The organism is Rhodococcus sp. NPDC004095 (assembly GCF_053604015.1).
In genome coordinates, this window is record NZ_JBSGGS010000008.1 from 251,162 (window position 1) to 273,619 (window position 22,458).

General features: G+C 68.9%; 18 protein-coding genes. 10 read left to right on the forward strand and 8 right to left on the reverse strand.

What is annotated here, in order from left to right; genetic code table 11:
* Nucleotides 1-93: 93 nt before the first annotated feature.
* Together kstD and ACWEPG_RS17745 are read right to left on the reverse strand one after the other, a co-directional pair.
* A complete protein-coding gene (gene kstD, locus ACWEPG_RS17740; protein WP_452594881.1) occupies nt 94-1,776 on the reverse strand; it encodes a 3-oxosteroid 1-dehydrogenase in 1,683 nt (560 codons plus the stop codon).
* 31 nt (nt 1,777-1,807) lie between these two features.
* Complete coding sequence (locus tag ACWEPG_RS17745; protein ID WP_450116512.1) at nt 1,808-2,440, reverse strand: TetR/AcrR family transcriptional regulator; 633 nt, start codon at nt 2,438-2,440, stop codon at nt 1,808-1,810.
* A 278-nt stretch (nt 2,441-2,718) separates the two neighbouring features.
* Here ACWEPG_RS17745 and ACWEPG_RS17750 point away from each other — a divergent pair, with 278 nt between their 5' ends.
* Complete coding sequence (locus ACWEPG_RS17750; protein ID WP_452594882.1) at nt 2,719-4,338, forward strand: DUF222 domain-containing protein; 1,620 nt, start codon at nt 2,719-2,721, stop codon at nt 4,336-4,338.
* A gap of 554 nt (nt 4,339-4,892) precedes the next feature.
* Here the strand turns inward: ACWEPG_RS17750 and ACWEPG_RS17755 are convergent.
* The 4 genes from ACWEPG_RS17755 to ACWEPG_RS17770 form a co-directional block, all read right to left on the reverse strand.
* On the reverse strand, nt 4,893-5,831 hold the full coding sequence (locus tag ACWEPG_RS17755; RefSeq protein ID WP_452594883.1) for an LLM class flavin-dependent oxidoreductase: 939 nt from the start codon (nt 5,829-5,831) through the stop codon (nt 4,893-4,895).
* 85 nt (nt 5,832-5,916) lie between these two features.
* Entirely contained in the window at nt 5,917-6,777 is an 861-nt protein-coding gene (locus ACWEPG_RS17760) for an LLM class F420-dependent oxidoreductase (protein WP_450116467.1), read from the reverse strand.
* A 335-nt stretch (nt 6,778-7,112) separates the two neighbouring features.
* Entirely contained in the window at nt 7,113-7,589 is a 477-nt protein-coding gene (locus ACWEPG_RS17765; RefSeq protein ID WP_450116466.1) for a hypothetical protein, read from the reverse strand.
* Between the two features lie 20 nt (nt 7,590-7,609).
* Complete coding sequence (locus ACWEPG_RS17770) at nt 7,610-9,352, reverse strand: acyl-CoA dehydrogenase family protein (RefSeq protein ID WP_452594884.1); 1,743 nt, start codon at nt 9,350-9,352, stop codon at nt 7,610-7,612.
* A gap of 257 nt (nt 9,353-9,609) precedes the next feature.
* On the opposite strand from ACWEPG_RS17770, the gene ACWEPG_RS17775 reads away from it, so the two are divergent.
* The 8 genes from ACWEPG_RS17775 (at nt 9,610) to ACWEPG_RS17810 (ending at nt 19,249) form a co-directional block, all read left to right on the forward strand.
* Nucleotides 9,610-10,869, forward strand: coding sequence for an amidohydrolase (locus tag ACWEPG_RS17775; protein WP_452594885.1), 1,260 nt, complete (start codon nt 9,610-9,612; stop codon nt 10,867-10,869).
* Between the two features lie 269 nt (nt 10,870-11,138).
* A complete protein-coding gene (locus tag ACWEPG_RS17780; protein ID WP_452594924.1) occupies nt 11,139-12,014 on the forward strand; it encodes an oxygenase MpaB family protein in 876 nt (291 codons plus the stop codon).
* Nucleotides 12,015-12,043: 29 nt separating this feature from the next.
* Complete coding sequence (locus ACWEPG_RS17785) at nt 12,044-13,387, forward strand: cytochrome P450 (protein ID WP_452594886.1); 1,344 nt, start codon at nt 12,044-12,046, stop codon at nt 13,385-13,387.
* Nucleotides 13,388-13,448: 61 nt separating this feature from the next.
* Nucleotides 13,449-14,048 (forward strand): TetR family transcriptional regulator, encoded by a 600-nt coding sequence (locus ACWEPG_RS17790; protein WP_452594887.1) that lies wholly within the window; start codon nt 13,449-13,451, stop codon nt 14,046-14,048.
* A gap of 157 nt (nt 14,049-14,205) precedes the next feature.
* On the forward strand, nt 14,206-15,825 hold the full coding sequence (locus ACWEPG_RS17795; protein WP_452594888.1) for a succinic semialdehyde dehydrogenase: 1,620 nt from the start codon (nt 14,206-14,208) through the stop codon (nt 15,823-15,825).
* Nucleotides 15,822-17,492 carry an AMP-binding protein gene (locus tag ACWEPG_RS17800; RefSeq protein ID WP_452594889.1) on the forward strand — a complete coding sequence of 557 codons (1,671 nt, stop codon included), beginning with the start codon at nt 15,822-15,824 and terminating at the stop codon, nt 17,490-17,492. Before ACWEPG_RS17795 ends, ACWEPG_RS17800 begins: the two co-directional genes overlap by 4 nt.
* Nucleotides 17,489-18,355, forward strand: coding sequence for an SDR family oxidoreductase (locus ACWEPG_RS17805; protein WP_452594890.1), 867 nt, complete (start codon nt 17,489-17,491; stop codon nt 18,353-18,355). Before ACWEPG_RS17800 ends, ACWEPG_RS17805 begins: the two co-directional genes overlap by 4 nt.
* Before the next feature lie 144 nt (nt 18,356-18,499).
* Nucleotides 18,500-19,249 carry a dioxygenase family protein gene (locus ACWEPG_RS17810; RefSeq protein WP_450116458.1) on the forward strand — a complete coding sequence of 250 codons (750 nt, stop codon included), beginning with the start codon at nt 18,500-18,502 and terminating at the stop codon, nt 19,247-19,249.
* A gap of 77 nt (nt 19,250-19,326) precedes the next feature.
* On the opposite strand, the gene ACWEPG_RS17815 is transcribed toward ACWEPG_RS17810, so the two are convergent.
* Nucleotides 19,327-21,084: a proline--tRNA ligase gene (locus ACWEPG_RS17815; RefSeq protein ID WP_450116457.1), complete on the reverse strand. Its 1,758-nt coding sequence runs from the start codon at nt 21,082-21,084 to the stop codon at nt 19,327-19,329.
* 84 nt (nt 21,085-21,168) lie between these two features.
* On the opposite strand from ACWEPG_RS17815, the gene yaaA reads away from it, so the two are divergent.
* Nucleotides 21,169-21,909, forward strand: coding sequence for a peroxide stress protein YaaA (gene yaaA / locus ACWEPG_RS17820; protein WP_452594891.1), 741 nt, complete (start codon nt 21,169-21,171; stop codon nt 21,907-21,909).
* Here yaaA and ACWEPG_RS17825 read toward each other — a convergent pair.
* Nucleotides 21,902-22,435, reverse strand: coding sequence for a HutD family protein (locus ACWEPG_RS17825; protein ID WP_452594892.1), 534 nt, complete (start codon nt 22,433-22,435; stop codon nt 21,902-21,904). The two genes, yaaA and ACWEPG_RS17825, sit on opposite strands and share 8 nt — an antisense overlap.
* Between the last annotated feature and the right edge of the window lie 23 nt (nt 22,436-22,458).

Sequence of the window (22,458 nt, forward strand, 5' to 3'; positions counted from 1 at the left end):
AAGGCCCCCGAGCCGATGCGTGGCTGCCGGCCCCGAACCGATATCACCCGGCGCGATGAAAGGCCTTCGACGTCGCTCGCGTCGTGCCCGGCGTCAGCTGCGCGCGGCGTCGAGCGCGGCGAGATAGCCGAAGACGATCGCGGGGCCGATGGTGGCGCCCGGTCCGGCGTAGGTGTGTCCCATGACCGGGGCGCTGGTGTTGCCCACCGCGTAGAGCCCGGCGATCACGGTGCCGTCCGCGCGGAGCGCGTGTGCGGAACTGTCCGTGTCGATTCCACCCTTGGTGCCGAGATCCCCCGGCACCATCTTGGCCGCGTAGAAGGGCGCCTTGGTCAGCTCGCCGAGGCTGGGGTTGGGCTTGTTCGTGATGTCGCCGTAGTAGTGGTCGTAGCCGCTCTGGCCGCGACCGAAGTCGGGGTCGTGCCCGGCGCGGGCGTGCGAGTTGAACCGGTCGACCGTGTCGGTCAGCGCGTCGCCCGGGACCCCGATCTTCTCGGCCAGGTCGGCGAGCGTCGGCGCGGTGGTGATCACGCCGGCGCGCTGCCAGGAACGCGGCAACGGTTGCCGGGCGGGAACGCCGGCAAACATGTACCGGTCCCGGTAGGTCTGGTCGAAGATCAGCCAGGCGGGCAGGTTCTCGGCCGGGCCGTCGCCCTGCCCGAACGGCCCGCCGAACATGCGGTGCGTGGCCTCCACATAGGGCAGCGACTCGTTCATGAACCGCGTCCCGCGGGCGTTGACCATCAGGCTGCGCGGCAGCGACCGCTCGGCCAGCGCGAACCACGGCCCGTTCGGCAGCGGGATCGACGGCGCCCACCAGGCGTCGTCCATGCAGGAGACCGTGGCTCCGACGGTGAGGCCGGCGGTGATCCCGTCGCCGGTGTTGGTCGGCGCCCCGAGGCTCCACGAGGTGTCCACCGGGGCGCGCTGGTACTGCTGTCGCATCGTGGCGTTGTGGTCGAACCCACCGCAGGCGAGCACTACACCGCGGCGGGCGCGCAGGGTGGTGCGGGCACCTCCCTCGTCGAGAACGACGCCGACCACGCGGTCGCCCTCGGTGACAAGCTCGGTCATCGCAGTCCCCAGCCGAACCGGCACCCCGGCGGCGCGAACACCCAGCATCAGCTGTCCCATGAGCGCGGAACCGAGGCCGACCAGCTTCTTTCCGCGGAGACGGCCCAGTGCGGTGCGGGTCCCCACCGCGGCCATGCGCTGGGGTCCACGCCAGTGCCGCAGCCCGGTGCTCAGCCACCGGTAGTCGGACTGCTTGACGACCACACCGAGCGGCGCCTTCGTGTACGACGGGTGCAGGGTCGCCAGATCGTCCCCGAGCTTCCGGCCGTCGAACGGGCGCGGTTCGCAGGAGCGTCCGGTGACGCGTCCACCGGGCGCTTCCGGGAAGTAGTCCGAGTAGCCACGAACCCACTCGAGGTCCAGCCCCGAGTTCTCGATGAGGAAGTCGAGGGCCTCGTGCCCGCGATCGATGTACGTGTCGATCCGCTCGCGGTCGGCACCGTCACCGACGATGCTCGTCAGATATGTGCGTGCCGACTCGAGATCGTCCGCCGGCGCCTGCTGTCGCAGCACGGAGTTGCCGGGAATCCACACCCCGCCACCGGATCGGGCGGACGATCCGCCCCAGTACTCCGACTTCTCCACGATGACGACGTCGAGTCCACTGTGCGCGGCGGTGATCGCCGCCGCCATCCCGCCTGCGCCCGATCCGATGACGATCAGATCGACCGTGTCATCCGGCGAATTGAGCTCCTGCTTCATTGGGACAACCCTCCATGTCCTTGGTCGTGAATCACGATGCCGAGCCGCGGCCCCTCCGACCGCGCGGCTCCTTCGGTTCTGCGCTCCACCGTTCGTCGAGCACGGCGTCGAGAGCTCCCTCGACGCACACGGGCAGGGAAGCGCCTCGGTCGCTCGAGCCGCGCAGCCACTGCAGGTAGCCGAATTCGGCGGCGGCGAGCATCAGGTGCACGAGCAGTCCGGGGTTGCTGTCGACTTCGGGATCCCGTGACATCCGCCGGCCGACGAGTTCGACCAGCCGCGTCCGGTGTTCCGGGGTGATCAGCGCGACCCGGTCGAGCAGGTGCGGGGCCGTGCGGAACGCCGCCCGCCACTGCTCGATCTCTGTCGCCGCGAATGCGTTCGAGCGCGACAGGATCGATTGCGAGAGAGCGACATCCGCCGGCTCGTCGGCAGGACGCTCCTCGAGCAGCGCCACGATTCCGGCACCGCCCTCGCGGACCGGATCCAACAGCAGATCGTCCTTGCTCCGGACGTGCCTGAAGTAGGTGCTCGGAGAGACACCCGCCTCGGCGGCGATCTGGTCCGTCGTCACGGCATCGAACCCGTCCCGGGCGAACAGCGCGAACGCCGCATGCTGAATCTCGGCTCGGACCAACGCCCGCTGCCGCTCCCTCAGTGACATTCCAGACCTCCTGTGCCGACCATGATCGCGAAGGCGACCTCCAGGACACCTCAGCGCATGCTGGAAGTGTCTCCCTAGATGACAGTTACTGTCAAGATAGTAGCTACTGCCGATCCCGACTACGGTGCCGTCAGCAGGCCGACAATGGCCGGCGTGACCACCGTCGCCGCTTCCCCCATCCCGCGGCACCAGCAGATGATCGAGCTACTGATCTCGAATATTGTTGCGCACCAAGCTAACCCATTGAACTCGAACGCCTGTTCTAGTAGTGTTCGTTCATGGAACTCGACGAGATGCTCACCGCACCCCACGGGGCGGAGGCCTGGCGTCTCGACGAGAAGACCCTGCTCGAGTTGGTACCGGAGCTGTCGGCGCGGATGCGGCAACTCGACGCCCTGCGGGTGCGTCTGGTCCACGAGATCGACGAACGGTGTGTCGCCCAGACCGTCGGCGCGTCGTCGACACAGGCGTGGCTGTCCGGCACCTGCAAACTCACCCCCGGGCACGCGAAGAAGATCATCACCGCCGGACGCAGCCTCCGGAACCGACCCGACGTCGCGGACGCCTTCACAGCCGGCACCGTCGATGTCGATCAGGTACGGGCCATCACCAACCTGCTCGATCAGATCCCCGACCTTCTCTCCGACGTCGACCCCGTCGTCGTGGACGGCGAGCTGGTCGACCCGGTCGCCGAATGCACCCAACAGTGCACCGACTACCTCGTCGCCGCAGCCGAACACGAACACTCCGCCGACACCGCCAACCGCGCCACCGCCCTCAAGACCATGCTCGAAAGAGACAACGACGGGCCACCCTCCGACGACGAGAACGAGGCACTCAACGAGTTCTTCGCCTCCCCCACCGCCGGCGGCAGAGTCCGCGTCAAAGGGCACTTCGACAAGACCACCGGCGAACAACTCCTCACCGCCCTGTCCGCGCTGTCCAAGCCGCAACCCGGACGCAACAACACCCACGGCGAACCCGACCAGGACCTCAGGACCGCGCCGCGACGCCGCGCCGACGCGTTCGCCGACATCGTCCGCCACTACCTCGACTCCGGTGACGCACCCGGAGAAGGCGGCGAGAAACCGCACATGACCATGTTCGTCGGACTCAAGGACCTCGCCAACGCCACTCGCACCACCACGGACGCAGGAACCCCGACCACCAACACAGTCACTGTCACCGTCGCATGCACCGACACCGATACCGACACGAGCACCCGCACGGGTATTGGTACCCGCGGCACGAGCAATGCTCGATCGACCGTCTGCGATCGCAGCGAGAACCAGTGCGGTCCAGGAGATTGCTACGGAACTTGCGGATCCGACGGCTGCCCTGTCGCGCAGGCCGTCGCGAACGCCGCCGAGCCGGGGCGGTCGTACATCCGCAGAGGTCCCGCTTGGATGCCATGGCTGGGGCCGATCAGCATTCGCCTCGCGGCCATGCTGTCCTGCGACGCTTCAGTAACCCCGATTGCCATGGACGACGACGGCAACCCCCTCGACGTCGGCACCACCACCCGCGTGATCCCCCGCCGCATCCGCCGCGCCCTCGACGCCCGCGACTGCGGCTGCGCCTTCCTCCCCCAAGCACTTCGTGCAGGGGGCACCCCCAGGCTGCGGCCGCCCGGCCGCCTGGACCGACGGCCACCCTCCCCCAAGCACTTCGTGCAGGGAGGTGCCCCCATCCACCACTGGTCGAACGGCGGTCCCACGAAACTCTCGAACCTGGTGCTGCTCTGCCGCTTCCACCACGGCCTCATCCACAAGGGTGAATGGGAAGTGTTCGTCAGCACGGACGACGGTCACCCGTGGTTCGTGCCTCCGCGCTGGATGGATCCGCAGCGAAGACCCGTGCCCGCCCACAACCGAAGAGAACTCATCTTCACCAGCTGAACAAGCACAACCGAACAGCACCGCCCGGGCCACGACCCCACGACGGGTCGCGGCCCGGGGCGTTGCTGTGCCACACACAAGGACTGGCCATCGGCATCCGACTTGCACCTCGGAGTGACCTCGTGTGGAGCGCGAGTTCGACACCAACGATGCCGCGAATCAGTTCAAGGCGTTCCGGCCGGAACCCTCGGCAGATGCGATCCGCAGAACGTCGCCCTTGACATAGGCGGATACCTGCCGGCGGGCGATGGCTACGCCCCACCAACGCAATATTGCCGAGTGCGCCGAGGCCGTCGACCATCTCCTGCCGCCCCGCGAGCCGACTTCTCATGGGTCACGACGGCACGAGCAACGGAAAGCCGTCCGTTGCTGGGAAAGACGACCAGCAGGACTGGGTACTCGTTGCATCCGCCGCCGTGCAACGCGAACCACTGGCGCCCTGCTCAGGCCAGGTCTGGCCGCTGCTTCGGCCGCGCGCACAACCCCTGAACCTGCGGAATCAACCTTCTTGGAGTTGCGGGCTCCCCCAGGCGGACGGTGGGAGGCCACGCTGATCACGTTGCGGGCATGACCACTTCGCTGATGAGCCGCAGACTCTCCCACGACGGCTCCTCGGGCATACCGCCGCACAGCGGGTGGCTGGTGACCACGGGGACCACGCCGGACCGGCATGCCTCGATCAGATCCTCCGGCGTGTACACCCGGTAGACGCCGGCCTCGCGCAGTTCGTCGACGGTGGCCGAGGAGTCCTTCACGTGCGAGTCCCGCTCGCCGATCCAGGACCGGTAGGCCAGTGCATCGGCGAGCAGGTGGTGGCCGAACTTCGCCCAGAACGCGTCGGGGTCGTCAGCACAGAACACCGTCGCGGGACCCGGCGGCGGGAACATCACGAGCCCCGGGTCGCGGCCGAGCGCACGGCACTCGTCGACATAGAGCCGCTTCAGCTCCCGGTCGACCACCTCCGGCTGGAAGTGCAACCCAAGCCGTGCCGCCCGCGTCGCGGCCGCCGGCACCCCGCCGCCGTAGAACATCACCGGGTGCGGCACGGTCAACGGCGCCGGTGTCACCTCGCCGCTCGCCCAGGCGTCGAATATCCGACCGATCGCCGTCTCCAGGTCTCGCGCGCGGGTTTTCCACGGACGCCCGAACAGCGCGTACTCCTCGGGCCGGTACCCGAGTCCGACGGTGTAGGTGACGCGCCCGCCACTGAGGTGGTCGAGCACGGCGATGTCCTCGGCGAGACGGATCGGGTCGTAGAGGTTCACCACCAGCGCGGCGACGGAGATCGGGATCCGCGTCGTGCGTGCCGCGAACGCGGACGCCACGAGCAGCGGACTGGGCAGGTAGCCGTCGTCCGAGCCGTGATGCTCGGACAGCGTGATCGCCGTGTGCCCCTTCGCATCCACATAGGACGCCTGCTCCAGCGCGACCGCGAACAGGCGCCGCCGGGCATCGGGCGAGTATCCCGGAGCCCGGAAATCGTATCGCGTCACGAAATGCGCCACCGCACACCTCCTCCACCTGAGACGAAGGCGCCCGGGCGGGAAACCCGTCCGGGCGCAGCGTGTTCGACCCCGCTCAGTTCGCAGCGGGCGAGCGGTCGAGCTTGCCCGCCAGCTTCTCGAGGTACGCGACGACGGTCGCTTCGTCGGCGTCCGGCATCCCGTACACCACCTCGTCGACCCCGAGGTCTTCCCAACGCGAGAGTGTTTCGGGGACCGGCTTGCGGTCGAGGACGACGATCCGCGGCGAACCCTCCCGGCCCGCGGCCTCCCACGTCTTGCGCAGGAGCAGGACGTTGTCGTCGATGTCCTGCTCGATCGGGGTGGTCATCCAGCCGTCCGCGGACCGGGCGATCCACTTGAAGTTCTTCTCGTTGCCCGCCGCCCCGACGATGATCGGAACCCTCGGCTGCTGAATGGTTTTCGGCCACGCCCAGCTCGGACCGAAGCTGAGGAACTCGCCCTCGTAGGACGCCTCCTCCTGCGACCACAGCGCCTGCATGCCTTCGAGGTACTCGCGCAGCATGGTGCGGCGCTTGCCGGTCGGGACACCGTGGTCGGTGAGTTCGTCGAGGTTCCAGCCGTAGCCGACGCCGAGGGTGACGCGGCCACCGGACAGGTGGTCGAGGGAGGCGATGGTCTTCGCCAGGGTGATCGGGTCGTGTTCGACGGGCAACGCGACGGCGGTGCCGAGCCGGATCCGCTCGGTCACCGACGCGGCGGTCCCGAGCGAGACCCACGGGTCCAGGGTGCGCATGTACCGGTCGTCGGGCAGCGATTCGTCGCCGGTCTGCGGGTGCGCGGCGTCGCGCCGGACGGGGATGTGCGTGTGCTCGGGGACGTAGAACGAATCGAATCCGAACCGTTCCACCGCCCGCGCCGCGGCCGCGGGGGTGATACCGCGGTCGCTCGTGAACAGCGTGATGCCAAACTCCACCAAAGCCTCCTCGCACTGTGACGAACAACTCGTCGCTCGTCCCCGACACTATTTGCTGGACACCTGTTTATCAAGGTGTCCAGTCGACCGGTGTCGATCAACAATCTGGAACTCGTTCACCGAGTCCTCACAGCGGCAGACCAGCCATCTCCACCCGATCACTGCCGTCGCCATGACACACGTTCCTGCGCACCCGAAGCCTTCTGCGACGGCGGCCGCGTCACACGGGAAAGGGCGCGACGGCCGGCGGAATCACCACCGGGCGTCACGCCCTCAACCGGGATCAGAGCCCCCGCACGTCAGGGGTCGCCATCTCCCACCGGCGTGGCGAATGGCTAGCCGACGACGATGGTGCCGCGACCCGGAACGTGCGGGAAATTGGTGTCGATCTGGACCTCGATCCGTCCGGCCCCGGTGGGTGCGGTCATCGGCACCCACGGGCCGTCCGTCGGCGACAGCGGTGTGTCGTCGCCGAGCGGGACCGGCGGCCCCGGGAAGACTCCGCTCGCGCCGGTGTCCAGGTTCTTCCAGCGCAGTGTGGCCTCGACGCCGCAGTACGGGTTCTGGAACAGGCCAGGGACGAAGGTGAACTCCGGTCGCACCCAGATCGTCGGGTTCTGCCCGTAGAAGAGGGCGTTCGGATCGTAGTGCGCATCCACGGTCCCGACGCACCCGAGCGCCCCTCCGCCGAGCGTGTACGTGGGCGAGATCCCTGCCGGGTCGGCCGACGAGCCGGTCGACGCCGCGGCGGTGCCGCCCGTCATCGATGCCGCAACGACTGCCGACACCACCACCGCACGAACAAGTTTCATCGTGTTCCCCCCAGCCGACGCTACGGCGTCATCTCGTAGGCGCCATCGTAGGCCACCACCTGGTCCCAGACCCTCGCGAACCGCTGGCCGTCGACCACCGGCTTGCGGATCACCCCCAGCGCCCACGCCTGCTGGGCCTGCGTCGAGGAGGGCTTGCCGTGCAGTGCCACGGCATACGCGGAGAAGTCGCGGACCTGGAAGTCGAAGATCTGGTCGAGCAGATCGCGGTCGAGGCCGGTGAGCTCGGCCTGTTCGAGGATCAGCTGGCCGTAGACGACCAGCGAGAACAGGTGACCGACGTTGAGCAGGAAGTCCAGATCCTTCTGCTGCGCGGCGTCCGGGCCCGCGGTGGTGAGCAGCTCCTGCAGGGCCCGCGCCTGCTCGAGGAACAGCGCCACGTTGGGGAGGTCGGCGTGCCGCTCGTAGACCGGAACCCAGTCGTGGAACTGCACCTTGGCCGCACCCCGGGTGGGGCCCTGGTGCCAGAAGAACTCGTCGTCGGCGGCGTCGAGCCGGGTGCCGATCTCCGGGTACTCCGCCGGGGCGAACAGGTAGTTCGGCATGAACTTGAGGATCAGTCCGACGTTCACGTGGACGGTGCCCTCGAGCTTGGGGAGGGTGCCGATCACCTCGACGGCCTCGCGGAAGTAGGTGTTCTTCTCGTAGCCCTTGGCGGCGATGACGTCGTGCAGCAGCGCGATCACCCGCTCGCCCTCGGAGGTGACCTTGGCCTTGGTCATCGGGTTGAAGAGCAGGTAGCGGCGGTCGCCCGAGCCGGCGCTGCGGAAGTAGTCCACCGCACGGGCACTGAACTGCTTCATCGCGACGAGTCGGCTGTATGCGTCCACGAACGCGGCGCGCACATGGGTGAAGTCGGTGACCGGGTTCCCGTAGAGGATCCGGTTGTGCGCGTGGGTGATCGCTTCGTAGAAGGCATGCTCGCTGATGCCGATCGAGCCGGTACACAGATTGAACTTGCCGACGTTGACGGTGTTGAGCGCGGCCTCGAACGCCTGCACCCCGGTGTGCAGGATGTCCTCCTCACGGACCGGGTAGTCCTCGAGCCGGAAGGTGCTGACGTACATCTGGCCGTGGATGACGTTGTCGATCAGCTGGTAGTTCGGGTGTCGACTGTCCGCGACGAAGAAGACGTAGCCCTCGGGGCCGTCGATGTCGGTGCGTCGGCCGAACACCGAGACCATGCCGGCCACGTTGCCGTTGCCGATGTAGTACTTGTCCCCCGTCGCCCGGAACGCGATCCCTCCATCACCCGACGCGTCGTCCCCGGCGACCGGGGTGAGAAGCATGTCGGTGGAGTACACGTCGGCGCCGTGCGCGCGCTCGGACAGGCCGAAGGCCATCACGCCGCCCGCGGACAGTTCGTCGGCGGCACGCTGGCGGGCCTTGTCGTTCTCGCTCATCCAGATCGGCCCGAGGCCGAGGATGGTGACCTGCCAGGCGTACCAGTACGCCAGGCCGTAGAACCCGAGGATCTCACTCAGCGCCGCGTTGCGGGCCGCGTCCCAGCGCCGGTTCGGGTCGTCGCCGCCGAACTCGGCAGGGGTCTGGAAGGTGGCGAACAGCTTCTCGTCCTTCACGAACTCGAGAAAGTCCGCGACCCATACCGCCTCGAGGTCGTCGGCGAGCAGTCGCTCCTTGCCGCGGTTCTCGAACCAGTCGATCGTCGCGCGCAGAAGTCGCCGGGTCTCCGGATCGAATTCCTGCGGGTCGTAGGTTTTCGGGTTGAACAGCAGCTCGGTCACGGCTCGGCCTTTCGTCGGAGTCCCAGCTCAAATTACCAGCCAGTAACTTGATTGGGGACCCACTTCGGGCCACCGGGCAACCGGGAGCGCGCGCGTTCGGTGCGCCTCGCGCACCCGCCGACTCAACGCGCCCGCTCGGATGAGAAATGAAAGAATGGCACCCACGTGCGCGCCGTTCGAGGCGGCGGACACAAGGCACATGGAAACCCGAAATCGGGTCACCTGCCCAGCAGATGACCTTCGTCGAAGGGAAAACCATGACAGCACCCAGCGACATCGTGATCGATCCGGCGCTCGCCGACCTGTACAAGGACCTGCACCGACATCCCGAACTCGGATTCCAGGAACACCGCACCGCCGCCCTCGTCGCCGAGCGACTGACGGCTGCAGGATTCGAGGTCACCACCGGAATCGGGAAGACCGGGGTGGTCGGTGTCCTGAAGAACGGCGCGGGCCCGACCGCGCTGCTGCGGGCGGACATGGATGCGCTGCCCATCCGAGAGGACACCGGACTCGACTACGCCAGCACCGTGACGGTCACCGACGGGCACGGCGGCACGGTCCCGGTCGCCCATGCGTGCGGCCACGACCTGCACACCACGTGCCTGCTCGGCGCGGCGCAGATCCTCGCCGCCGACCGGTCCCGCTGGAACGGCACACTGCTGCTCGTGTTCCAGCCGGCCGAAGAGCTGGGTGCGGGCGCGCAAGCGATGGTCGACGACGGATTGTTCGACAGGTTCCCCAAGCCCGACGTCGTGCTCGGTCAGCACGTGGCACCCCTGCCCGCAGGGAAGATCGCCGGGCATCCGGGCGCGTCCTACGCGGGGTCGGATTCACTGCGTGTGCGGCTCGTCGGCAAGGGTGCACACGGGTCGATGCCGGAGGCCTCGGTCGATCCCATCGTGCTGGCGTCGGCAACGGTGCTGCGCCTGCAGACCATCATTTCCCGCGAGGTCCCGAGCACCGCGACGGCCGTGCTCACCGTCGGGTCGATCCACGCAGGTGACGCCGCCAACGTGATTCCCGGTCACGCCGAGATCCAGTTGAACATTCGCAGCTACGACACCACCGTGCGACGCCGCATCCTCGACAGTGTCGAGCGCATCGTTCGCGGTGAAGCGGAGACCGCCGGAGCACCGGAGGAGCCGACGATAACGGAAATCGAACGGTTTCCGGTCGTCACGAACACCCCGGAGGCATTGAAGAAGAGCCTCGACGCGTTCGCCACATGGCTCGGCCAGGACAACATTCTCGATCCGGGCGCGGGAGCAGGCAGCGAGGACGTCGGCATCCTCGCGACCAGTTCCGGGGCGCCGCTGTCCTACTGGCTGCTCGGCGGGGCGGATCCGTCCCTGTTCACCACGGGAGACATGACGGACCCCGCGCTGCTCACCCTGCCGTCCAACCACTCACCCCACTACGCCCCGGTCATCGAGCCGACTCTGCCGATCGGCGTGACCGCGTTGGTGACCGCCGCCCGTACATGGTTGCCGCCGAGCGACCAGCCCACGCCCTAAACTCTCGACGAACAGTCCGGCCCGACCGAGCAGTGACCGGTCGGGCCGGACTTGCATGCCCGAACCCCTTGTGTGAGCGGGGCCACGTTGCTACCGTGTGACACACAGACACAGATTTGTTCCAACGTCTCGCTCCTTCCATTCCCGATCCTTCGATGTCCCCGGCGACAGGAGTTCGCATGACGTCAACCCACGAGTCCGTCGGCGACACCGCGACCGGCGAGCCGGTACGGCCCGGATTCGACGAGGGCATCCGCGAGGCACTGCCGATGCCGGTCGACGACGACACCGCCGACCTGGTGGTGCCACTCGGTCCGGACTCACTGGTGTGGAAGTTCTACGGCGACGTGCGCGGTCTGCTCGGGTTCCAGCGGCTCGCGGGCACCGAGAACTGCATCGAACAGCTCGGCAAGGCCGTCGAGGACCACTCGGTGATCTTCGCCGACACGATCGGCCGGGCGAAGCGCAGCGCACCACCGATCATGAAGACCGTCTACAGCGCGGACCCGCACGCGTGGGGCCGGACGGTCCGCGACTTCCACAAGCCCATCAAGGGCACGATCGCCGACGGATCGCGCTACCACGCGCTGAACCCCGAGTTGTTCTACTGGGCGCACGCGACATTCGTCGACCAGGTCCTGTACGTCACCGACACGTTCATTCGTCGCCTGTCCGAGGCCGAGAAGGAACAGATCTTCGAGGAGAGCAAGGCCTGGTACCGGCTGTACGGGGTCAGCGACCGCGGCCAGCCGCAGACCTATGCCGAGTTCGTCGAGTACTGGGACGGAATGCTGGACCGGTTCGTGCCGACCAAGACGATCGTCTACGCGACCGGGTACATCCGGAAGGGTATCCCCGGCCCCCGACAGATCCCCACGCCGATCTGGAAGGTGCTGTCCGCACCGCTGAACGCCTTCACCCGGACCGTCGTCGTCGGCACCGTGCCCCCACAGATGCGCGAGGTGTGCCGCCTCGAATGGGACGCCAAGAAGGAGAAGCGCTTTCAAAGGTTCGCGCGCGTCATGCGGGCACTGAACCCGGTGTTCAACCGGCTCCCCGTCGGGGCGCTGTACCTGCCGTGGGCCCGCGACGCCTGGCGGCGCGTCGGCGTCGATCCGCGACGCCTGCACAACACCGCGGCCTGACCACCTTCGAACGACCTTCAGGAGTTCCCATGCGTCGCAAGCAGTTGGCCACCGTTCCGGCGGGTAGTGGCCTCAAACCGATTCACGGAACCGGCGACCCGGGCGTGATCGAGGTGCTCCGGTTCTTCCGGGACCCGATCAACATGGTCGCCAAGCGCCGCGCCGCGTACGGCGACATCACCTACATCAATTCGTTCGGCCTCAAGTTCGTGATCCCCCTCGACGCCGACGGCAGCGAGGCCGTCGCGATGAACCGCGACAAGGCCTTCGCCAACGAGCCGGCGTGGGGATTCCTGATCGGCCCCTTCTTCCGCCGCGGCATCATGCTGATGGACTTCGAGGAGCACCGTCACCACCGGCGAATCATGCAGCAGGCCTTCAGCAACACCCATCTCAAGGGCTACCTGCAGGACATGCAGCCGATGCTCGCGGAGCGGGTCGCCCACCTGCCACTCGGTGACGACGTGCGACTGCTCGACGAGTTCAAACAGATCACTCTCGACCTGGCGCTGGAGATCTTCCTCGGCTTGGACCTGCCGCGGGCCGAGGCCGACCGGATCAACAAGGCGTTCGTCGACTGCGTCGGTGCCGGTCTGTCGATCATCCGCAAGAACATCCCCGGCACGCGCTGGGCGCGCGGTCTGGCCGGCCGCAAGCTGCTCGAGGCCTTCTTCTACGAGCACCTGCCCGCCAAGCGCGCCACGGCGACCCCCGACCTGTTCTCCGTGCTGTGTCACGCCCAGGACGAGGAGGGCCACACCTTCACCGACGAAGACGTGGTCAACCACATGATCTTCGTGCTGATGGCCGCGCACGACACGTCGACCATCACCCTGACCACGATGGCGTACTACATGGCCCGGCACCCCGAGTGGCAGGAGAAGGCCCGCGAACAATCGCGGAACCTGCCCCCCGAGATCTCCTACGACACCCTCGACGAGTTCACCGTCCTGGACCGGATCATGAAGGAGTCGCTGCGGCTGAACTCCCCGGTCCCCGGCCTGCCCCGGCGAGCGATCAAGGACACCGAGATCTGCGGACACCACATCCCCGAGGGCACCTACGTCTCGGCGATCGGCATGGTCAACCACCACAATCCCGCGCTGTGGAACGACCCCGAGCGCTTCGACCCCGACCGTTTCACCAAGGAACGCGCCGAGGACAAGGTGCACCGCTACGCCTGGATGCCCTTCGGTGGCGGGGTGCACAAGTGCATCGGTCTGTACTTCGCTCAGATGGAGATCAAGACGATCATGCACAACATGCTGCTCAGGTACGAGTGGTCGGTACCGGAGGACTATCGCTGGGAACTCGACAACTCCACCCTGCCGGTACCGAAGGACCGCCTGCCGGTGCGCCTTCGCGCACTGTAGGCGAGTACCGACGTGCGAGGCGCACCAGGATCGCCCACGGTGCCGGAAGGCGGCGACCGATATGCTCACCCCGATGCCCACACCAGTCGAACCCACCGCGCGGTCCGCGTCGCCGGAGATGGCGATGCTCGACGCCGCGCGGGACGAGTTCGAGCGGTACGGAATCCGGCGCACCAACATGGACGACATCGCCCGCCGGGCCGGCATCTCCCGCAGCACCCTCTATCGCCGGTTCCCGAACAAGGACACACTGGTCGAGACGCTCGTTCTCCACGACACCGCGGCGTTCTTCGCGGAACTGGACCGGGTGGCGGCGAACCGCGACCCGCGCAGCGCCGTCGTGGAGTGCTTCACCCGTGGTGTCCGGCTCGCCCAGGAGATGCCGCTGGTCGCGCGGATCCTCGAGAGCGAACCGGAACTGATCCTCGGACTGACCAACCGAACCGATGGCGCGCCGATCACCCAGGCCGCCGCGCAGGTCGCCGTCACCCTGCGCCGCAGCGGGGTGACGATGTCGGACGAGGATCTGACCGCGGTCTCCGAGATCCTCGTCCGGATCGCGGTGTCCCTGATGCTGAATCCTCAAGGCCAGCTGGACATCTCGAATCAGGAAGCGGTTCGGCAGTACGCCGAGCGCTACCTGGTCCGCCTGGTGTGGTGACCGGCGTCCGACGCCGTCACCGCTGACCACACAGGCACACCGGCACCCCGGCCGCCCCACACTGTTACGCAGCCCGTCCCCTCGGCGGCCGAGCCGTCACCCCACCCCTCGGCGGCCGGGCCGTCCCCCATCCCTCCGAGCGAGGAGACAACAACACGTGACATCCGTCAGCTCACCCGACATCGGTGACCCACCCGCCGCCGATCATCCCCGCGCGGTCGATGCGGCCCTGATCCGCACGCTGCGCGCTCAACTCCCCCACACCGGTCCACTGCGCCGGGCGAACGCCCCGTTCACCGGCGAACCGCTGCCCGGTGTGCCCCAGGCCGATCCGGCCGCGGTGGCCGACGCGGCACGGTCCGCGCGCGAAGCCCAGACCGCGTGGGCGGACACCCCGATCCGAGACCGCGAGCGAGTCGTCCGCCGTTACGCGCGGGCCCTGATCGACCATCACGACCTGCTCTGCGACCTGATGCAGTGGGAGACGGGCAAGGCGCGGGTGCACGCCGCGGTCGAGGTGCAGGGCGTGATCTCGGTGGCCACGTATTACGGCCGCACCGGTGCCCAGCACCTGCGGGGCAGGCGGGCGAGCACCGCCGTTCCCGGGGTCGTGGCCGCCCGGGTCGGGTTCCGGCCCAAGGGCCTGGTCGGGGTGATCGCGCCGTGGAACTATCCGCTCTTCCTCGCCGTCGGCGACGTGATCCCGGCGCTCGTCGCCGGGAACGCCGTGCTGAGCAAGGCCGATTCCCAGGCCCCGTGGACACTGCTGCTTGCACGCAAGCTCGCGGTCGAATCCGGTCTGCCGCCACGGGTCTGGCAGGTGGTCGCGGGACCGGGAGCCGAGATCGGTTCCGCGCTGATCGGCGCCGTCGACCACCTGTGCTTCACCGGGTCCACCGCGACCGGGCGCGCCATCGCGCGGCAGTGCGCCGACCGGCTGATCGGGGCGTCGCTCGAACTCGGGGGGAAGAACCCGATGATCGTGTGCGCCGACGCCGACATCGGCGCCGCGGCGACCGGCGCGGTCCAGGCATGCTTCTCCAATGCGGGCCAGATGTGCATCGGCATCGAACGGATCTACGTCCACGAGCGGGTCTACGGGCAGTTCGTGGAGGCCCTCGTCGACCGCACCCGCAGGCTTCGGCTCGGATCGGGCTACACGTATGCCGTCGACATGGGGTCGCTGACGTCCGGACGTCAACTCGCGGCCACCGCCGCGCACGTCGAGGACGCAGTCGCCAAGGGCGCGACGGTGGTCACCGGCGGGCGCCCCCGCCCGGACGTCGGGCCACTGTTCCACGACCCGACGGTGCTGACCGACGTCACCGCCGACATGAGCGTGTACGCCGAGGAGACCTTCGGCCCCGTGGTGTCGGTGTACCGCGTCACGTCGGACGAGGAGGCGGTCCGGCTCGCCAACGAGGGCGAGTACGGGTTGAGCGCGAGTGTCTGGACGAAGGACGTGCGGCGCGGCCGCGAACTCGCTGCGCGGATCATCGCGGGAGCGGTCAACGTCAACGACGGCTACCTGTCCGCGATCGCTGCGCTCGATGCGCCGATGGGCGGCATGCGGACCAGTGGCGTCGGGCGCAGGCACGGCCGCGAGGGCATCGTCCGCTACACCGAGCCGCAGACCGTCACCACCCAGCGCGTCCCCACCGCCTACCCCGACCGGTTGCGCGCCGGACTGCTGCACGTCATGAACGCGACCAGCCGCATGAAACTGGCCCTGCCCGCGAAAGACGGCTTTCCGCAACGACTCCGAGGACGACGATGAACGCTCACGCCCTGCGAACCCGAGTCCGCAACGAAGCCGTCGCCGCCCGTATCCTGTGGCGGGCCGGAATGGTGTCCGGCAGGCCGCGCGCGCTGGCCGCCGGCGTCAGGGCCGTGGCCCGCCTCGGCCCGTTCGGCGGCCTCCCCGCCTACTGCGCGGCGGTGCACCGCGGCGCGGTCGCGTTCGTCGACGACCGCGGTGCCCTGACGTTCGACGAGTTCGCCTCCCGCACCCATCGGCTCGCCAACGCGCTGCGCGCCACACTGCCGGTGGACGACACCCAGCAGAGCATCGGGATCCTCTGCCGCAATCATGCGGATGCGCTGGTGACGCTGTGCGCGGCGTCCGCGGCGGGCGCCCGGGTGGTCCTGCTCGGCGCAGACTTCGGGCCCGCGCAGGTGGAGGTGGTCGCCGCCAGGGAGCGTCTCGACGCGATCGTCTACGACCAGGAGTTCGCCGGTGCCGTTGCCGATTTCGACGGCCACCGGTGGTGTGCCTGGTACGACGGCGAGATCCCCCCGGACGCGCTGGCCCTCTTGCTCGAACCGCAGTCCGCGACGCCGCCGCCGCGGCCGAAGCACGCGGCATCACTGGTGATCCTCACCAGCGGTTCCAGTGGAACGCCGAAGGGCGCACCCCGCGCCGAACCGCGCACCCTGATGCTCACCGCAGGCCTGCTCGAACGGATACCACTGCGCGGAGGCGAGCGAGTCCTGTTGTCGGCACCCGTGTTCCACGGGTGGGGGCTACTCGTCGCGGTCCTCACCCTGATGCTCGGATCGACGCTGATCCTGCACCGCCGCTTCGATGCGTCTCGGGCACTTGCCGACCTCACACGGCAGCGGTGCGCCGCGTTCATCGCGGTGCCGACGATGATCCGGCGGGTACTCGACCTCGGCGAGCAGGTCCGGGTCGCGGACCTGTCGAGCCTGCGCATCGTTGCCAGTGGCGGCGCGCGGCTGGAAGGCGCGCTGGTCACCCAGGCGACCGAGGTGTTCGGGCCGGTGCTGCACAACCTGTACGGGTCGACGGAGGCCGCCTACATCAGCATCGCGACGCCCCGGGATCTCGCGGACGCCCCGAACTGCGCGGGTCGGCCGACGCTGGGCACGGTGGTGCGCATCGTCGACGCCCGCGGCAGGTCCGAAACCGCAGGCACCGAGGGCCGGATCCTGGTGCGCACACCCGCCCAGATCGAGGCGTACACCGACGGCACCAGCCGCAGCGACACCGACGGTTTCCTCGACACCGGCGACCGCGGCCACCTCGATCCGCTCGGGCGGTTGCACGTGTCCGGTCGCTCCGACTCGATGATCGTGTCGGGCGGCGAGAACGTCTATCCGGAGGAGGTCGAGCTCGTCCTGCTCACGCACCCCGGCATCGACGACGCCGCCGTCACGCCGGTCGACGACGCGGAGTTCGGGCAACGCCTGCGCGCCTACGTCGTGCGCGGCGCGACGCAGCCCGGAACCGGCGACCTCGACGAGGAGGCGGTGCGGGCCCACGTGACCGCACATCTACCGCGGTCCCGGATGCCGCGAGACGTCGTCTTCGTCGACACCCTGTCCCGGGGATCGTCGGGAAAGGTGCTGCGGCGCACCCTCGACGATCTCGACGCCGGTGCCGACACCGATGCGAGGACCGACCGGAAGGAGCAGCGCGCATGAGGGGAATCGATCCGACCGGCCGGGTGGCGGTCGTCACGGGCGGTGCCCGCGGCATCGGCCGGACCATCGCGATCGCGCTGCGCGACGCGGGGGCGAAGGTGGCCGTCGGCGATGTCGACACGGCGCGACTGGAGGCGACCTGCGCGGAACTCGGGGTGCACGGACACCGGCTCGACGTCACCGATCCCGGCTCCGTCGCGGCGTTCGCCGACGAGGTGGAGTCGGCTCTCGGACCGATCACCGTGTGGGTGAACAACGCCGGCATCATGCCGATCGGTCCGGTGCTCGACCAGGACGACGCGCTGATCCGCCGCGCGATCGACATCAACGTCCTCGGCGTGATCAACGGCGCCCGCGCCGCCGCCCGCCGCATGGTCACCCGCGGCGGTGGCCGGATCGTGAACGTGGCGTCCATCGCAGGCCGCATGCCCGCGCCCGGGATGGCCGTCTACACCGGAACCAAGTTCGCGGTGGTCGGATTCGGCGAGGCCCTCGACGCCGAACTCGCCGACCGCGGGGTGCGGGTCTCGACCGTGCTGCCCTCGTTCACGAACACCGAATTGATCGCGGGCACCACGCCGGGCCCGCTGACTCGTCCCATACCGCCGGAACAGGTCGCCGCGACCGTCCTACGGGTCCTGCGCCGCGGCGGCAGGCACGCCGTGGTCCCGGGCCGGCTTTCCACCGGAAGCGCGCTGTGGCAACTGTTCCCGCGGCCCGCCGCCAAGGTGATGCGCCGCTGGTTCGGACTCGACCGGGTGTTCCTGGACGTGACCTCCGATCGGGCCTCGTACGAGCACCGAATCGCCCCACTCGCAGCCGATTCACAGGCGTTGACCAGCGAGAACACAGATCCGAACTGACAGCAAACTCCCATGGAGAATCCCCGGCGGGACCGGATCGCCGGCGGCTAGCGTCCGTGGCGATTCACCGGAGATGTCGCCCACGGGCGGCCACCGGTCCGCCCGCGCCGGTCCACACGACCGGTCCCGCCGTCAGGAGAGTTCGTGTCCCCACTCGATCGCCGTTCCGCGCTCAAGTTCCTCGCCGTCGCCGGCACCACCGCCGCGAGCAGCAATCTGCTGGACCTGTTCGGGTCCGGCTCGTCCGACCTCACCTCCGGGTCGGACGACACCACCACGACCACCCCGGACGACGGCTCCGGTTGCGGCGCGGCCGACGACACGACCGCGGGCCCTTACCCCGACAAGGTGGGCATGATGGCCGACGAGAAGTACTACCGGCGCGACATCACCGAGGGCCTGTACCCGGCGGCCGTGCCACTGGCGATGACCGTGATCGTCACCGACGCGTCCACCGAATGCGCCCCGCTCGAGGGGTACACGGTCGAGATCTGGCACTGCGATCCGTCCGGCCACTACTCCGAATATGCCGGCCAGCCGGGCGGATACAACGGCACCGGCACCACCTACCTGCGCGGCTTCCAGATCACCGACGCGCAGGGCGCGGTCACCTTCGACACCGTCTACCCGGGCTGGTACTCGGGCCGCACCACGCACATCCACTTCAAGGTGCACAAGGACGGCAACACTGTGAAGAAGACCACCCAGGCCGCCTTCGACGAGACCACCAACGGACTGGTCAACCACAGCACCGGATACCCGGGCACCAACCCGACCACCAATGCCACCGACCAGGTCTTCGTGAAGGAGGGCGACGGCGTCGCCGACAACCTCGCCACCGTGACCGGAGATCTGGCGAGCGGCTTCACCGCGAGCTGGCGGATCGGCGTCTGACGCCGATCGCACCCCCGGAAGTGACGACGGGGCCCCGACGCCTGCGCGTCGGGGCCCCGGTCCCTGCTCGGCTGCTACTAGCCCCGGACGATGGCCAGGACCTCGTCGAGCGCGGTGTCGGCGGGCACCTCCCGCGCCTCGCCGGTGAAGCGGTCCCGCAGTTCGACGTTGCCGTCGGCGTAGCCGCGGCCGACGACCACGATCAGCGGGACGCCGAGCAGCTCCGAGTCCTTGAACTTCACGCCGGGCGAGGCCTTGCGGTCGTCGAGGATCACCGACAGGCCGGCCTTGTCGAGCTGCGCGGCGAGCGCCTCGGCGCCCTCGCGGGCGGCGTCGTCCTTGTTGGCGATCACCAGGTGCACGTTCGCCGGGGACACCTCGGCGGGCCAGCGCAGGCCCTTGTCGTCGTGCTGCTGCTCGGCGATCACGGCGACGAGGCGGGAGACGCCGATGCCGTACGAGCCCATCGTCGGGCGAACGGGCTTGCCGTTCTCGCCGAGGACGTTCACCTCGAACGCGTCGGTGTACTTGCGGCCGAGCTGGAAGACGTGCCCGACCTCGATGCCGCGGGCGGAGACCAGCTTGCCCGCGCCGTCCGGGGACGGGTCGCCGTCGCGGACCTCGGCGGCCTCGATGGTGCCGTCAGGGGTGAAATCGCGGCCGGCGACCAGTCCGACGACGTGCTTGCCCTGCTCGTCGGCCCCGGTGATCCAGGACGTGCCGTCGGCGACGCGCGGGTCGACGAGGTAGCGAACACCGTTGTCCAGCAGCGCCTTCGGACCGATGTAACCCTTCACGAGGAACGGGTTCGCGGCGAAGTCGGCCTCCGTGAGGAGCTCGACCTCGGCAGGCTCGAGGGATGCCTCGAGCCGCTTGTCGTCCACCTCGCGGTCACCCGGGAGGCCGATGCCGAGCAGTTCCCACTCCCCGCCCGGGCGCCGCGTCTTGACGACGATGTTCTTCAGGGTGTCGGCGGCGGCAACCGGACGACCTTCGGCGACCGTGACGCCGGCCGAGTTCGCCCAGTGCACGAGCGTGGCGATGGTCGGGGCGTCGGGGGTGTCGTGGACGACCGCGGCCGGCAGCCCGTCGAACGGGATCGGCGCGGGCGCCGGCGTGGTCACGGCCTCGACGTTCGCCGCGTATCCGGACTCGAGGCAGCGGACAAACGTGTCCTCGCCGACCTCGGACTCGGCCAGGAACTCCTCGGACGCGCTGCCACCCATGGCGCCGGACGTCGCGGAGACGATGACGTACTTGACAGCCAGCCGCTGCAGGATGCGCTCGTACGCGTCGCGGTGCGCGCGGTAGGACGTGGCCAGGCCCTCGTCGGTCAGGTCGAAGGAGTACGAGTCCTTCATGATGAACTCGCGGCCGCGCAGGATGCCGGCCCGCGGCCGCTCCTCGTCGCGGTACTTGGTCTGCACCTGGTAGAGCGTGACCGGGAAGTCCTTGTAGGAGTTGTATTCGCCCTTGACGGTGAGCGCGAACATCTCCTCGTGGGTGGGACCGAGGAGGTAGTCGTTGCCCTTGCGGTCCTGCAACCGGAACAGACCCTGGCCGTACTCGGTCCACCGGTTCGACGTCTCGTAGGGGTCGCGCGGCAGCAGCGCCGGTAGCGAGATCTCCTGGGCGCCAATGGCATCCATCTCCTCACGGACAACGCGCTCGACCTCGCGCAGCACCCGCAGGCCCAGCGGCAGCCACGAGTAGACGCCCGGCGCGATGCGGCGGACGTAGCCGGCACGAACGAGCAGCTTGTGGCTCGGAACCTCGGCGTCGGCCGGGTCGTCGCGGAGCGTACGCAGGAACAGCTGAGACAGGCGGGTGATCACGGGATACCAGGATAGTCGGCACACCGGCGTACCAGGACAGTCGGCCCTCCGGCCCGGGTCCGCGGCCCGGTACCGTTACCGCCCGTGCTGGTACTGCTGCCCCCATCCGAGACCAAGTCCGACGGCGGCAAGGGCGCCCCGCTCGATCTCGGGGAACTCTCGCTTCCGAAGCTGACCGCGACCCGCGAGATGCTCGTCGACACGCTCGTCGAGTTGGCCGCGGACGTCGAGGCGTCCAGCCGGGCGCTGGGCCTCAGCGCCGGCCAGGCCGACGAGGTCGCCCGCAACGCCGCCTTGTGGACCTCCCCCACCCGTCCCGCACTCGAGCGCTACACCGGGGTGCTGTTCGACGCGCTCGACGCGAAGTCGTTCACCCGCGCACAGAAGGCGAAGGCACTGTCCCGGCTGGCGATCGGGTCGGCGCTGTTCGGTGTGGTGCGGGCCGGCGACGCGATCCCCGCGTACCGCCTGTCCGGCGGATCGAAGCTGCCCGGGATGGGCACGTTGCAGTCGCTGTGGAAGCCGGAGCTGACCCCGGCGCTCGAAGCGGAGGACGAGGGACTGGTGGTGGACCTCCGCTCCGGCACCTACCAGCAGCTCGGCCCGCTCTCCGGGGCGGTGACCGCGACCGTCCTCACCGAGAAGCCGGACGGCAGCAGGTCGGTCGTAAGCCACTTCAACAAGCATCACAAGGGCTTGCTGGCGCGCGCCCTCGTCGTCTCGCGAGCGGAGCCGTCCGATGTGAAGGGCGTCGCCCGGGTCGCCGCCAAGGCGGGCCTGACGGTCGAGATCGCCTCCCCGACGGAGCTGATCATCCTCACCTAGTCCGGATCGAGACCACCGCGCACTCGCCGGCCCAGTCGGGCGTCGTGTCGTCGCCGGGCGACACGATCACCGCGTCCTCGGTGTCGAGATCGACGTAGATCCGCACCGCATCGACGTCCACCCGTGCGGTCACGTCGACGATCCGCAGTGACATCTCGACGCGGCCCCGCCGGCCCATCACGTTCAGTGCCCGGGTGCGGTCGGCCGCCCGGCAACTCGGGGCCCACTCGCCCGGAAACGCGAACACCTGCCTGGGCGGCGCCACCCGGTGCACCTCGCCCTGCGACTGCACCTCCCCGGACGTCTCGTACGGCGGTCCACTCATCTCCATCGTCACCGATCCGGTCGGCATCAGCAGCCGGTCGTAGCCCTCGATGACCGAGAACGTGGACCTCGTCGGCTCGTCCGCGATGCTCACCCGCCACAGATCGGTTTCCGCGACGACCTGCGTGGTGCCCTGACCGTTGCGCCAGCGCACCACCTCACGGTCGACGGCGCGGGAGTGTCGGGGACGGGCGGATGTCATGGGGCGCTTACTCCTTCGTCGCG